This is a genomic window from Pseudomonas sp. 05L36 (assembly GCF_056398125.1).
Map to the genome: position 1 here is coordinate 172,791 of NZ_JBFTOU010000008.1, position 12,720 is coordinate 185,510.

The window sequence follows — 12,720 nt, forward strand, 5'->3', positions numbered from 1 at the left end:
CAGCCTTATTGCCATTGGCCAGGTGTTCAACGTGTTGTAGCCAGGGGACCTTCGATGAAAGCAGTCATTGCAATAGCGGCGACCTTAATGCTCGCAGGTTGTGCCAGCAATGGCCTGTCTTCACGACCGGCCAGCTGTGCCAAGCCCGGTTCGGAGCAAGAACTGGCCCTGAACCTGGCCGACAGCATGGCCGAAGAAGGCCGTTTGTATGCCAGCCTGGCGAATCTGGAAGGTTTACCCGATAACCTGGTCCAGGTTCGCCTGCGCAAGGCTCGGGTGCTGCGTTTGATGGGGCGTAGCGGCGACGCGCAGCCGTTGTACGAAAGCTTGCTCGGCACCTGTCTGGCGGCTGAAGGGGAACATGGCCTGGGCCAGTTGGCCGCCGCCAGAAATGATAACGCCAACGCTGCCACTCACCTTGAGCGTGCGGTGCAGATGGCCCCCACCGACGACAGGATGCGCAATGACCTGGGGGTCGTCTACCTCAATCAGCACCGGATCCCTGAAGCACGCTTTGAGTTCATGACCGCCATGGAGCTCAAGCAGGCAAACACACTGGCGGCACTCAATATGGTGACGTTGCTGATCTACCAGGATAACTGGAAAGCGGCTGCCGACCTCGTGACCCGCGCCGACTTGAGCCCCAAGCAAGTCGTAGAGGCTCAAACCCGCGCGGAAAAACTCAAGGCCTCCGCCAATAAAGTGGTGGCTACCGATGGCAATCGCAAGACTGAGGTAGCCGATGCCTCTACCAGTGCGAACAAGTAGAACGCAAGAGGAGTCGAGATGAATACCAAAAGGCTGTTGATCCTGTGCATGGCTTGCCTGTCCACCACTGCCTGGGCTATCGGGCCGGGCCCCTCTTCGCCTTATCAACAAGGCACCGAACAGTGGTTGCAGCTGCAGATTCGCGGTGTGGTTGCCTCCACTAAACTGCAAACCGCTTCGGCCACCGAACGTGACCTGGCCATGCAGCGCTGGCTGAATAGCTTCAATTACCCGATTCCGCAATATTTTGACCAGGATGCGGCGGGACAAATGACCATCGGCAACGGCAACTGAGGCCTGTCGATGGGTAATCAGCCTCTGGCATAAACCAGAGTGGCCTGGCTGCACAGCCGGGCTTGATGTCGTGTGCAGAAAGGCAGCGGTATCTACGCATTATCCAATCCTTACCGAATTACCCCCAAAGCTGCCGCAGGCTGCGATCTTTTGAATTAAAGGCCTGGGCAACGAATTGCCTGCCAGAAAAATCAAAAGATCGCAGCCTGCGGCAGCTCCTACGGGAGATGTGTAGATCAAGTGCAGATCAGGCTCGGGTGGCAAGGCCATCGCACTCGATAGCCTCAGGCCGTTTGACCTCACCCGAATGCTCTGATTACCCCGATCAGGGGCGGACCAATAGCGACCAGAAAGAAGCTCGGCCACAGGCAGAAAATCAGCGGAAATACCAGCTTGGTACCGACTTTCGCCCCCATCTCTTCGGCGGCTTGTGTACGCCGGTCACGGAATTCATCGGCATAGATGCGCAGGGTGTCGGCCACACTGGTGCCGAAGCGGATACTTTGCGCCAACAGGCTGACCAACCCTTGCACATCTTCCAGCCCGGTGCGCACTGCCAGTTGCTTGAGCGCTTCGGTACTGGGAATACCGGCGCGGATTTGCGCGTTGACCAGCGCCAACTCCTCAGCCAGTTCAACCTGGCTGACCGACATTTCCTCTGCCACCCGCTCGATGGTCTGCGGCAATGCCAGGCCCGACTCCACACACACCACCATCAGGTCCAGGGCATCCGGAAAGGCGGCACGCAGGCTGCCCTGCCTGGCCTGCTTGCGCTTACCGACATACATCGCGGGCAGTAGCCACCCGACAGCAGCAGTCATTGGCACCAGCAACAACCACATATTCACAGAAAGCCCGGAGAACATCGGCAACAACAACAGCGCAACGCCAACCAAAATCAGTGGCAACAGCAAGCGCACCGCCCAGTACATCTGTACCGCCGAGGGCGAGCGGTAACCGGCGTGCATCAACAGGGTTTGGGTGGCTGACGTCTTAGCCGCCTCAGCCGAGCCAAAGCGTTGACCGACCCGCTCCAGCAATAATTGCAGATTACCCGGCGCTTCCTGCCCGGCGCCATTGCCTGAATGACCGCGTTTGATAAGCGCCAAACGACGCTGTACCGGATCTTGTAGCCCCAACACCAGCAACATCACGGTGACGGCCGCGAGCACCGCACTCAAACCGATTGCACTGACGAACAACATACGTGCCAACTGCGCGTTGCCCACCAGCTGACTGAACAACCCGAGCAAATATTCCATGACCTGCACCTCCGCGAAACGAATTCCACTCAAACCTGAATCCGGATAATTTTGCGAATCCAGAGAATCCCCAGCAGCATGGCGCCGAAAGCCCCGATGATCAGCTTTTTACCTGTGGGATCATTGATCAGCACAGGCAAGTAAGTGGGAGTTGTGATCAGGATCGCTGCCGCCAACACGAAAGGAATGGCCACCAGCACCCAAGCCGATATGCGTCCTTCAGCCGACAAGGTTTTAATCTTGCGCTGAAAGCGAAAGCGCCCGCGAATCAGGCTACTCAGACGCTCCAGCACCTCGGTCAGATTGCCGCCGGTCTCGCGATGGATGAGGATCGAGGTCACCAGCATCATCACCGTCATGCTGGGCATCCTCTCCAGCAGGCCGAGCATGGCCCGGCGCACATCATTGCCATAGTTGATATCGGCGAAGGTCAGACCGAACTCCTGAGCCACCGGCCCCTTGTGCTCCTCGGCCACCAGGCGCAGGGTTTCGTTGAATGGGTGCCCGGCGCGCAGAGCGCGGCACATGGCATCCAGCGCATCCGGCAGGCCTTCCTCGAACGCAGCGAAACGCTTGCCACGGTCGCGAGAGATTTTCAGTATGGGTAACCAGAAGACCGCGAAACCCGCCACCAGCGCCATCCACCAGATTGGCGAGACCATCCAGATCAGGATTCCCGCCCAGACACCCAGCACCAGCCCGAGCAGCAATACCCGATAGGCCCGGTACTCGTGTCCGGACTGCTCAATCATTTGCGTCAATGCTTCCATAAAGGGCAGCTGCTCAAGCCTGGCCTCCAGGGGCGACAAGCGCGTCAGGTATTTCTGCCGCAACACCGTCTGCATGTTGGGCAAATTATTGGCTTTCTCCATTACGTGCAGGCGGCCGCGGATGCGCTTGCGCATCTTGCCGGCCTCGCCGAATACTGGCACCGCCACGCCCTGGGACAGGAGGAACACGGCGATAAACACCATGCCGAGGAACATCAGAATGAATTCACCGGGAACCTGGTTCATGACTGCCGTGCCTCCATCCATTCAGGCCTGAACATCGTCAGCGGCAACTCGATGCCGCGCTTGGCCAGCACATCGCGGAAGGCGGGGATCATGCCGCTGGGCCGATAATCACCCAGCACTTCGCCGTTTTCGCCCATGCCATGGCGCACGAAGGAGAAGATTTCGGTCATGGTGATGATCTCGCCCTCCATGCCGTTGATTTCCTGCACACTGACCAGGCGGCGCTTGCCGTCCTCCTGGCGTTCCAGCTGGATCACCACATCGATGGCCGAAGCGATCTGCTGACGCATGGCCTTGATCGGGAAGGTCGCCCCGGTCATCGACACCATGTTCTCGACCCGCCCCAACGCATCGCGCGCGGTGTTGGCGTGGATCGTGGTCAGCGAGCCGTCGTGGCCAGTGTTCATCGCGGTCAGCATGTCCAGCGCCTCGACGCCGCGCACTTCGCCGATCACGATACGGTCCGGACGCATCCGCAGGCTGTTGCGCACCAACTCCCGCTGGCTCACCTCGCCGCGCCCCTCGATGTTCGAAGGCCGGGTTTCCAGGCGCACCACGTGGGGTTGCTGCAGTTGCAGTTCGGCCGAATCTTCGATGGTGACGATCCGCTCGTTGTGCGGAATGAAACTGGACAGCACATTGAGCATGGTGGTCTTGCCGCTGCCGGTACCGCCGGAAATCAACACGTTCAAGCGCCCACGGACAATCGCCTTGAGCAGCAGGGCAATGGCCGGGGTCAACGTCCCCACCTGGATCAGGCTGTCGGTATTGAGCAGGTCCACCGCAAAGCGCCGGATCGACATGCTCGGGCCGTCGATGGCCAGCGGCGGGATAATCGCGTTGACCCGCGAACCGTCCTTGAGCCGGGCATCCACCAAGGGCGAGGACTCGTCGATACGCCGACCCAGGCTGGAGACGATGCGGTCGATGATGTTCAGCAAATGCTGATCATCGCGAAAGCGCACATCGGTGCGTTGCAGTTTGCCGAAGCGCTCGACATAGACCGAGGCATGGCCGTTGACCAGAATGTCGGACACGCTGTGGTCAGCCAGCAGCGGTTCCAGAGGGCCAAGGCCGAGCACCTCGTCGGTGATCTGCTTGATGATCAACTGGCGGCTGGAAGTACTCACCGGTGCCGAGTGTTCATCGAGCAGGCGTTGGCAAATATCGCGAATCTGCCGCGTAGCCTCAGCCTGTTCAAGGGAGTCCAGCAAGGACAGGTCCATGACCTTGAGCAACTGCTGGTAGATTTTTTCTCGCCACTCGGCCTCCACCGGGGTGACCTGACTTTTGGTTTCGTAAAGAACGTCCGGCGTTGCACGTTCCCACGCCATTACTTCCTCTGCCGGATCCATCTGGTCGTCACCCGGCTGGTTAGCCTGCGATGAGGCGGATTTAGCGGCCTGTTTGCGCAAGCGGTTACGAAAGTCACTGATCATGGGTCACCCCCCGAAAAAACGGTTGAAGGCGCGTTTGAGCACACCTTTTTTTCCAACCACCTGGTTGCCGACCAGGTCATCGGCCACGTTGCGCAGGGCAGCGGTGATCGCCGCCTTTGGCGCATGCAGACCCAACGGCACACCAGTGTTCTGACTCTGGCTGACCACGTTGAAGTCGTTGGGTAATTTCGACAGGTTCGTGCAGCGCAGCGCTTCGCCGATATCTTTGAGGCTGACCGCCGCCGACTTGTCATAGCGGTTGACCACTATCTGCAGTTGATCCCCACGCACACCCAGGTCTTCGCGAAGCATCCGCACCAGGGAGCTGGCATCGCGCAGATGGCTGACGCTCTGCTGCACCACCACGTACACCCGATCCACCTGTTCCAGCACGGAGCCGGTGAGGTGGTCGATTTGCCGCGGCAGATCGATCACTACCCAGTCATAGCTGGCGCGGGCCAACTGCAACAGGGTGTCAAGTTGTTCGGGTTGGGCATCCTGCGACAGACACAGCTCACCGGCCCGGCCACCCAGCACATGCAAGGTCGGGCTGAAGTGGCTGCAAAAACCGCGTAACGCGACGCTGTCCATGCCGTCGATCTGATGCAACACCTCCAGATGGCTGTGCGCCAGCGCCACATCCAGGTAATGCGTCACGCTGCCAAATTGCAGGTCCATGTCCAGCAACAGGGTACTGCCACCCTTCATGCTGAGCTGCTGAGCCAGGTTGCAGGCCAGCAAGGTTCCACCGGAACCGCCCTTGGCGTTCATCACGGCGATCAATTTCCCTACTGCCCCACTGCCGGTCCGAACCTCCATGACCAGCCGATTCAAGGCGACGACCAGTTCCGTCTCGGCGACGGGCTCCGGCAGCACGTCACGGGCACCGGCCTGCATCGCCAGGCGCATGCCTTCCTGTTCGCTCAGCAGCCCGCACACCAACATCGGCGGACGCTCATGGGCCGGGCGCTGCAACAGTGCCGCCAGCTCTTCACGCCACAGGTGGCTGACGCGCAACAGCAGCAGATCGGGCATCCGGTCCAGACCATAGAGCGGGTCGACATGCCCATTGCTCACCAGGCGAGTACTCACCTCCAGGCCGGGCATGCGTTGGCAGACGCTCTGCAGGTCGCGCAACGACGTGGCATCACGGCTGCTGATCAGCAACCTGAGCCCGGCTTTGCCGGTCGAACTGGAGAGAGGAGTGTCCTTGGTATTCAGCATGGCGTGATCTCCCCGGAATCGGAATGACGCCCGAGGCTTTCACGTGGCAACGTTGCCCTGAATGTAGGCAAGGTAATGGGCACGCCGATCCCGGGAATGAATAAATTGAAAACGAAGTTTTGCAGGCTCAACTGGACGTAGCGGATGGCACGGAATCCATTGACCCCACTCGTGTCGGCAGGATTGGCCACCACAGCACCATTGACGTCCAGATAGGTCAGCGTCAGGTTGGTGGTGGCCAGATCGCCGATCAGCTGGCTATTACCAGCATCGCCCGCCGCGTTGAAGATCGCCCGCTGCAATACCACCGGATCGCTGATATTGCACACCGCCGCCAGGCGCGTACCACGCCGCACGGCTTCATCCAGCGCATTGACCGTAAAGTACAGACGGCCCATTTCCAACACGCCGAACATCAACGTGAACATCAGCAGACCAATGAAGGCGAACTCCACCGTATAGGTGCCGCGCATATGTTTTCTGTTCATCACAGCGCCCTCATCACGGTAGTGGCAACCAGCGGAATGCTCAGTGCAATCTGATTTCCAAAAAAACCGGGAAGCGATCCGGTGCAATTGCCAGCGCCAATCACCGGGCAGAACGTGTAAGTGATGGTGACCCGCACATGGTCGGTGCCCACTGCTGCGACGTCCACGTTGCCGGTCGTCAGCCCTGACACCACAGCGGTCCCGGTGTTGGCAGGCACGCCATACACCGCAACGTTTTTCGTCTGGGTCAGTAGCGTATTGCTCAGAGTGATCGTACCCAGCGTCGAGTTCCAGGCCTGGTTGGCGACGAAACGATCGGCATCGCGGCTGGCCTGTAGCAGGATGTTGTACTGATAGAGCATGCGGCCAAACTCACCGAAGGCCAGCATCAGCAACAGCAACACCGGCAGGACCAGGGTGAATTCCACCATGGCCAGGCCTCGCTGGCGCTGCCGCTGTTTAAATCCGTGAAGTCTCATGACGCCTCCTACGAGTCAGTGCTCGGAGTGCCGCTGCCGTTGAGATAGGTTTTGTAGAGCTGGATGATCTGCGGGCCGGAAGAGGTTGACGGTGAGGGGCCGGCCACGTTGTCGCCTTCGCACTCCTTCACGAACTGGCCGAAGATCTGCGAGTCGCCGCCACCGCCACTCACGGGCTGCACAATGAAATAGCAGCCAAAACCGAGGACCGGGATCGAGGTTGAACCGCCCTGTTTGCCGGTGCAGTTGCCCACCACGATTTTCAGCATGCGGCGCTCGAACACCCCACTGCCCTGACAACCACTCCCCCCTGCCACACACGCGGCAACGCTCGCACGCCAGTCGTTGTAGTCCAGTATCGCGTTGCCGCCCGCCGTGAGATTGCCATTGCTCGAGGTGACGGCTTGCCCCTGGTACTTCGGGCCTGTGCCGTTGTCAGTGATTGCGGGGTTACTGGACGTGGTCACCAGATCCGGTGGATAGGCCGAGGCACTGATCTGGCCGCCGCTGTAGATACCGAAGCGCGTATTCAGGCCTTGAGAGGTAGGGCCGGCCGTGTTGCCAGGAGCGGTCTGGACATTGTCCCCAACATTGCGACAGACCGTGCCACCTCCGGCCAGATCCTCCCTGACCTGACTGCCGCCCGAGCCAAAATCGAGCAACTGAAAGTTGCCTGGACCAATGGGCGACGAACTGCCGGAAGCCGTCTTCAATACCTGCAAATCACCAAATTGAAAGCCCCAAAACATGCCGGCGCCCGGGTTGTATTGAGTCGGGTTGCCACAGACCATCAAAGGTGCGAGATCGCAGGGGCTGGTAGGGCTGGGGCCAGCGGTGGCGATGGCCGCCACCGCTTTGGCTCCCAGGCCGCCAGGACCGAATACCTGGGCGAAATTCCAGAAAAATCCCGTCAGGTTATAGCTCGGAACCGATACCCGAACGTACTTGGCATCCGCCGGCCCGGGATAGGAAAACGGGCCATAGACGCTGCTTGCCAGTTCCACCACTGCAAATGCGCCAGCGTTGCCGCCGACCGCCGTGGCCAATTCGTTGTTGCCCGTGGCACTGGCATTTTGCGTCAGCGTATTGAGCGCAGCGGTACGCGTCGTGCTGGCACTGTTGACGCCACCCTCTACCTGACTCAGGGTTTTGGCGCCACTCAGGGCGGCGGCGTCCACCGCATTCTGCAGGCGCGTTTTGTTCAGCATCATATGCCCGCCGTCCAAAGCCAACGCCGCCATCATGGCCATCGCCGCCAACGACATCACCATCAATACACTCACCGATCCTACCTGGCGCCTTGGCGTCGAAGTGAACGGCCGCTGAATACGAAGATTCATCATCAAGCCCTCGATTGCCGATACCGATACCGATCCGGATCGGCTCCACCAATACCCTGGTGCCCAGGCACCTGTTGTGCCCTGTCAGCGAATTTTGACTACATTGGCTTCGACCCCACGGATAATGGTGACGGCTCTACCACCCTCTCCATTACCACGCGGCACTACGCGCTTTGGCTCTGTGGCGGTAGCCACCGCCATGACCGGTGCGGCAGGCGCAACGGCCGCGGTTTTCTTCTCGAGGTTCAGAGGGTTACGCAACGCCAGCTGTAACTTGCCTTCTGTCTGCGCCGTGACCAGGGCTTCCGCTTCAGCGGCCGACATCTCCAGCGTCACGGCGCGCACCACGACCGGTTGGGTCTTGTCGGTACCCGCGGTCTGATCCACCGCCAACACCCGCAAGTTCTCGAGGATGGTCCTGGACGAGGCGCTGTTACTGCCGGCATTGGTGGTTTTGGTCGCCAGTACATCGACCCGGTTACCCGGCAACAGGAACCCGCCGACGCCGACCACATCGTCCACCCGTACTGATATGGCGCGTTTGTCGGGGGCAATCAAAGAGGCCAGGGTGCTGCCGCCGAGGTGCTCGCTCAGACGCGCACCGCGCACGATGTCACCCCGCAGAATGTCGAACGTTGCGATCTTGCCCACGGCTTTTTCGCTGGCATCGAAGGCATCGTCCGGGATCGTATCCATGGGCATGCGTACGGTCGTGACCTGCTGAGCCTCGACCATCTGCCCGAATGGAATCTCTACCGTGGCGACCACCACGTTTCGAAGGTGGTCATCGGGGCTGGCATTGAGCCGCGCGCTCAGCCAGGAGTCGGCCATCCATGCAGCGCCAAGGCCCATGACCAGGGAAGCGCCTATCAGGGTAAGCGTACGAGAGCTCATGTCAGTATCTCCGTATCAAAGAAAGTCGAGCTGGACGAAGTAGTTGTGCCAGGCCCATTCCAACTCTTTCGGTGACAGTGGTCCGGAACCGCCGATATAACGCTGGCGATCGAGCGCCATGTTCAGGAGATCGCGGGGATGGCAGGGCACCAGGGGCATGCCTTCACTTGCATAAAGCCTTTGCAGCACATAACGCACCAGCAGCGGGTCATAGGAAATGCCCAGGCGCTCGCTTTCCATACGCCAGATCTTTTCGTACTGCTCGGGCTTCAGGTAACCGAACTGCAGCTTGTAGCCAATCCGGCGCAGGAAGGCCTCATCGGCCAGCTCCAGGGGATTGAGGTTGGTGGAAAACACCAGAATCAGATCGAACGGCAGCTCGCAATGCCGACCGCCGCCCAGGTTGAGGAAATCGCGTTTCTCTTCCATCGGGACGATCCAGCGATTCAACAGCTCGGCGGGTGCCATACGCTGTCGTCCCATGTCGTCGATGATGAACAGGCCATTGCTGGCCTTGAGCTGCAAGGCGGCCTGGTATTGACGGGTGAAGGGGTCATAGCGAACGTCCAGCTGTTCCATGCTCAACTCACCGCCCGTAATGACGATCGGGCGTTTGCAGCGCAGCAGTCGACGGTCGATCCCTTCGTTGAGCATCAGACTGTTCTGTTGAACGTTTTCATCGAGCCGCTGATGCACCTGCGGGTCATAGATCTCGATCACCGACTCGTTGATGACGATGGCATGAGGGACCCAGATGGCCTCGGCGAACAGACGGATCAGCCGACTGCTGACATAAGTCTTGCCGGTCCCCGCGGGGCCATAGATCATGATCGCGCGCCCGGAGTTCATCGCCACACCCAACTGATCGAGCATCTCCTCCGTGAGCACTACGCCAGCCAGGGCATTGCGCATATCGTTGGCGTTGATGCGACCATGGTGAATGGTCTGTAGTTTGATCAGGGAGCGGTAGGTACTCACCGGGAAGGGTGCCGCTCCTATATAACCGCTGCGCGACAGGGCATCGCGGGCGACATTGCGACCACGTTCGGTCAGGCCATAACGCAACATCTGCCCGCCCGTTTGACTCGCCTGGCCCAGCACTTCGACACGACCATCCTTGCGCAGAAACGCCAGGACCTCTTCAAGTACCGCGCCGGTCAGCGCCAGGCGGTCCACCAGCCGCGACATGTCCAGCACGCCGGCATCAAACAAATGCTTGCACACCAACTCGCCGAGAAAACTGTCTGTCAAACCGGTTTCTCGGATTGTGCACGGCTGAGGAGCCAGTCGTTGCACCGCTTCCCGCTCATTGGGGAAGGCATCAGTATCAACCATGACGTGCATGACTAATCTCCCAACCCACTGGCAACGAGTTGCCAATAGATGCTGCCCAGCGTGCCGAGCAAGATTGCAACTGCGTAAGGAAAGGGCTTGCCGGCCACCTCGTCCGCACTCGGCGCCAGGTAGGCCCGAACCTTCAGAATCAGCCAATATCGTCCCAGGGTTTGCAACATCTGTCCGTGCACCAGCACAATCAGAAAACCGCACAGGCTGCCGAATACCAGGCTGTATAGTGCAGCCCACAATGCGTAATGAACCGGCAGGAAGCTGCCAACCATGGCCATCAACTTGACGTCGCCAGCGGCCATGCCCCCCACGGCATACATGGGTAGAAACAGCGCAAAACAGATCAGGATGCCCAACAGGCCGTCACCCAATCCGCTTATCCCACTTGAGTAAGCCTGGCTGGCCAATCCCAAGGCCAGGCCCACGAGGATCAGCAGGTTGGGAATGCGGTGGCGACGAATATCGCTCACCACCGCTACGCCCAGCAGCCCTATCAGCAAACCAGTAGCCACCAGCTGCTCGATGGACATCACATCACCCCCCCTTTCGGAAATTACCGTTACCGGCAAGCAGCACCACCAACAGCCGTGCACAACGCCGTGATTCTGGTATGTACGTTCGCTCCGAGGTCGGTGAACGCGAAGGCAACAGCTGCCGTAATCAACCCTCCCGCTACCGCATACTCCACAATGGTCAGGCCATCTTCGTCTTTGACGAATTTCACTACCGAAGCCTTGATTGTTTGCATGATCATTTTGCCCACCTCACTCGAATGTTGTTTTTTCTGAGGCAGTACTTTCTGCGCTGCCTGATGCAACACTAGTCAGGGGCAAGGCATAGGCGTTAGGAAGATTTTGCACATCGCTAGGACTTTTTTGCGGGGCGGCCAAATACGGGTTATTGGCCTTTGCAGAAGTAACGGGAGGGGTAAACAAGGCGTTGAAAAGCAAAGGCAATTGTCATTGATTCACAAGCGACAAACGGTTCGAGCCGGCTTCGTCGATAACACACCAACAAACACTCACCCGGGGCAGCCTTCCAGGCAACCTATAGAGCGAATAGAACTAAAAATCGTCTTTCCTATCAGGATTAAATCTGCAAAGTGATGGCACCTTGGCAATACTCCTTAGCTAAGAGAGTCACCCAGAACCCCAGAGTAGAGACATGACGTCCAATTTGACCAAAAGGCCATCGCTCCTGTGGTTCGATCTGACTCATGATCGGTCCACGAAAGAACTCGCCGCGCAGTTCGAGGACACCTGCGACTGCAAACTGGCGAAAAACTCCGTGTTGCCCATCGGGGAACACGCAGACATGATCTGCGTCCATTTTGATCGCCCCGACACGCCAGGCTTGCGGCTGTTGCTGGAGATCAAACGCACCACCCCCACCATCCCGATCACCATGTTCACCGTGCAGCACTCCGAGGAACTGGCTGTATGGGCCATGCGCTCCAGCGTCTGGGAATACATGGTGCTCCCGCTCTCGACCACAGAGAGGAATCGTTACCTGACGGCGGTGGTGCAGCTCTGCGAGCTGCGTCGAAATACCAATGGCCGGGGCAAGTCTTCGCAGATCGACCACTCCCCGACCCTGCCGGAAAGTATCCGGTTGACCTCAGGACACCAAAAACACCAGGCGCTGAGCAATGTCATGCTGTACATCGAACAGCACTTTCGTGACAGCATCGATCAGAGGGAACTGGCGCAGCGCTGCGGCATGACGACATTTCGCTTCAGCCGCCTGTTCAAGGAAGCCAATGGGCTTGGCTTCACGGATTACGTCCTGGACAAGCGCATGAACTTCGCCAAAGATCTGCTTGACAACAGCCAGATGCCGATTACCAGCATCGGCTATGAGGCCGGCTTCAAGGATCCTTCCTACTTCGCTCGTGCCTTCAAGCAGTTCGCCAACTGCACGCCCAGCGAATACCGCCTGGCACGCCAACTCAAAGCGGCTGCCGCTACGCAACTGGTGCAGGATGAAAAAACCATTGAAGCGCTCGAAAGCCTGGTACAGAGCCTCAGCGGTTGATCCGGTTTTTTACGCGCACACAAAAACGCCGCTCAATGAGCGGCGTTTTCGTTAAATATGGAGCGGGAAACGAGACTCGAACTCGCGACCCCGACCTTGGCAAGGTCGTGCTCTACCAACTGAGCTATTCCCGCA

At 59.1% G+C, this 12,720-nt stretch carries 14 protein-coding genes and 1 tRNA gene; 3 read left to right on the plus strand and 12 right to left on the minus strand.

The window, feature by feature from the left end:
- The first annotated feature begins 54 nt into the window (after window positions 1-54).
- Both AC1DKH_RS11680 and AC1DKH_RS11685 read left to right on the plus strand, forming a co-directional pair.
- Complete coding sequence (locus AC1DKH_RS11680) at window positions 55-768, plus strand: tetratricopeptide repeat protein (RefSeq protein ID WP_477798227.1); 714 nt, start codon at window positions 55-57, stop codon at window positions 766-768.
- An 18-nt stretch (window positions 769-786) separates the two neighbouring features.
- Window positions 787-1,062 (plus strand): DUF3613 domain-containing protein, encoded by a 276-nt coding sequence (locus AC1DKH_RS11685; protein ID WP_477798228.1) that lies wholly within the window; start codon window positions 787-789, stop codon window positions 1,060-1,062.
- Between the two features lie 299 nt (window positions 1,063-1,361).
- Here the strand turns inward: AC1DKH_RS11685 and AC1DKH_RS11690 are convergent, their stop codons facing one another.
- From AC1DKH_RS11690 to AC1DKH_RS11740, 11 genes are all read right to left on the minus strand, one after another.
- Window positions 1,362-2,324 (minus strand): type II secretion system F family protein, encoded by a 963-nt coding sequence (locus AC1DKH_RS11690; protein WP_477798229.1) that lies wholly within the window; start codon window positions 2,322-2,324, stop codon window positions 1,362-1,364.
- Between the two features lie 29 nt (window positions 2,325-2,353).
- Window positions 2,354-3,340 carry a type II secretion system F family protein gene (locus AC1DKH_RS11695; protein ID WP_477798230.1) on the minus strand — a complete coding sequence of 329 codons (987 nt, stop codon included), beginning with the start codon at window positions 3,338-3,340 and terminating at the stop codon, window positions 2,354-2,356.
- The gene (locus AC1DKH_RS11700) at window positions 3,337-4,779 is read right to left on the minus strand and encodes a CpaF family protein (protein ID WP_477798231.1); all 1,443 of its coding nucleotides are present in this window, start codon (window positions 4,777-4,779) and stop codon (window positions 3,337-3,339) included. Before AC1DKH_RS11700 ends, AC1DKH_RS11695 begins: the two co-directional genes overlap by 4 nt.
- A gap of 3 nt (window positions 4,780-4,782) precedes the next feature.
- Entirely contained in the window at window positions 4,783-6,003 is a 1,221-nt protein-coding gene (locus tag AC1DKH_RS11705) for an AAA family ATPase (RefSeq protein ID WP_477798232.1), read from the minus strand.
- Entirely contained in the window at window positions 5,997-6,491 is a 495-nt protein-coding gene (locus tag AC1DKH_RS11710; protein WP_477798233.1) for a TadE/TadG family type IV pilus assembly protein, read from the minus strand. The genes AC1DKH_RS11705 and AC1DKH_RS11710 overlap by 7 nt, the downstream gene beginning before the upstream one ends.
- Window positions 6,491-6,970 (minus strand): TadE/TadG family type IV pilus assembly protein, encoded by a 480-nt coding sequence (locus AC1DKH_RS11715; RefSeq protein ID WP_477798234.1) that lies wholly within the window; start codon window positions 6,968-6,970, stop codon window positions 6,491-6,493. The genes AC1DKH_RS11710 and AC1DKH_RS11715 overlap by 1 nt, the downstream gene beginning before the upstream one ends.
- Before the next feature lie 8 nt (window positions 6,971-6,978).
- Window positions 6,979-8,313 (minus strand): Tad domain-containing protein, encoded by a 1,335-nt coding sequence (locus AC1DKH_RS11720; RefSeq protein WP_477798235.1) that lies wholly within the window; start codon window positions 8,311-8,313, stop codon window positions 6,979-6,981.
- Window positions 8,314-8,394: 81 nt separating this feature from the next.
- Window positions 8,395-9,204: a Flp pilus assembly protein CpaB gene (gene cpaB, locus AC1DKH_RS11725; RefSeq protein ID WP_477798236.1), complete on the minus strand. Its 810-nt coding sequence runs from the start codon at window positions 9,202-9,204 to the stop codon at window positions 8,395-8,397.
- Window positions 9,205-9,219: 15 nt separating this feature from the next.
- Window positions 9,220-10,548, minus strand: a complete 1,329-nt coding sequence (locus tag AC1DKH_RS11730; protein WP_477798237.1) for an ATP-binding protein — start codon at window positions 10,546-10,548, stop codon at window positions 9,220-9,222.
- A gap of 2 nt (window positions 10,549-10,550) precedes the next feature.
- Entirely contained in the window at window positions 10,551-11,081 is a 531-nt protein-coding gene (locus tag AC1DKH_RS11735) for an A24 family peptidase (RefSeq protein ID WP_477798238.1), read from the minus strand.
- A 29-nt stretch (window positions 11,082-11,110) separates the two neighbouring features.
- Window positions 11,111-11,305: a Flp family type IVb pilin gene (locus AC1DKH_RS11740; protein WP_477798239.1), complete on the minus strand. Its 195-nt coding sequence runs from the start codon at window positions 11,303-11,305 to the stop codon at window positions 11,111-11,113.
- A gap of 410 nt (window positions 11,306-11,715) precedes the next feature.
- On the opposite strand from AC1DKH_RS11740, the gene AC1DKH_RS11745 reads away from it, so the two are divergent.
- Window positions 11,716-12,585, plus strand: coding sequence for an AraC family transcriptional regulator (locus tag AC1DKH_RS11745; RefSeq protein WP_477798240.1), 870 nt, complete (start codon window positions 11,716-11,718; stop codon window positions 12,583-12,585).
- Between the two features lie 58 nt (window positions 12,586-12,643).
- On the opposite strand, the gene AC1DKH_RS11750 is transcribed toward AC1DKH_RS11745, so the two are convergent.
- A tRNA-Gly gene (locus tag AC1DKH_RS11750) sits at window positions 12,644-12,719 on the minus strand.
- Window position 12,720: the final 1 nt, after the last annotated feature.

Excerpts from the sequence above, each read along its gene's own strand:
- AC1DKH_RS11680 (WP_477798227.1), top strand. The coding sequence starts at position 55 with ATGAAAGCAGTCATTGCAATAGCGGCGACCTTAATGCTCGCAGGTTGT.
- AC1DKH_RS11685 (WP_477798228.1), top strand. The coding sequence starts at position 787 with ATGAATACCAAAAGGCTGTTGATCCTGTGCATGGCTTGCCTGTCCACC.
- AC1DKH_RS11690 (WP_477798229.1), bottom strand. The coding sequence starts at position 2,324 with ATGGAATATTTGCTCGGGTTGTTCAGTCAGCTGGTGGGCAACGCGCAG.
- AC1DKH_RS11695 (WP_477798230.1), bottom strand. The coding sequence starts at position 3,340 with ATGAACCAGGTTCCCGGTGAATTCATTCTGATGTTCCTCGGCATGGTG.
- AC1DKH_RS11700 (WP_477798231.1), bottom strand. The coding sequence starts at position 4,779 with ATGATCAGTGACTTTCGTAACCGCTTGCGCAAACAGGCCGCTAAATCC.
- AC1DKH_RS11705 (WP_477798232.1), bottom strand. The coding sequence starts at position 6,003 with ATGCTGAATACCAAGGACACTCCTCTCTCCAGTTCGACCGGCAAAGCC.
- AC1DKH_RS11710 (WP_477798233.1), bottom strand. The coding sequence starts at position 6,491 with ATGAACAGAAAACATATGCGCGGCACCTATACGGTGGAGTTCGCCTTC.
- AC1DKH_RS11715 (WP_477798234.1), bottom strand. The coding sequence starts at position 6,970 with ATGAGACTTCACGGATTTAAACAGCGGCAGCGCCAGCGAGGCCTGGCC.
- AC1DKH_RS11720 (WP_477798235.1), bottom strand. The coding sequence starts at position 8,313 with ATGATGAATCTTCGTATTCAGCGGCCGTTCACTTCGACGCCAAGGCGC.
- cpaB (WP_477798236.1), bottom strand. The coding sequence starts at position 9,204 with ATGAGCTCTCGTACGCTTACCCTGATAGGCGCTTCCCTGGTCATGGGC.
- AC1DKH_RS11730 (WP_477798237.1), bottom strand. The coding sequence starts at position 10,548 with ATGCACGTCATGGTTGATACTGATGCCTTCCCCAATGAGCGGGAAGCG.
- AC1DKH_RS11735 (WP_477798238.1), bottom strand. The coding sequence starts at position 11,081 with ATGTCCATCGAGCAGCTGGTGGCTACTGGTTTGCTGATAGGGCTGCTG.
- AC1DKH_RS11740 (WP_477798239.1), bottom strand. The coding sequence starts at position 11,305 with ATGATCATGCAAACAATCAAGGCTTCGGTAGTGAAATTCGTCAAAGAC.
- AC1DKH_RS11745 (WP_477798240.1), top strand. The coding sequence starts at position 11,716 with ATGACGTCCAATTTGACCAAAAGGCCATCGCTCCTGTGGTTCGATCTG.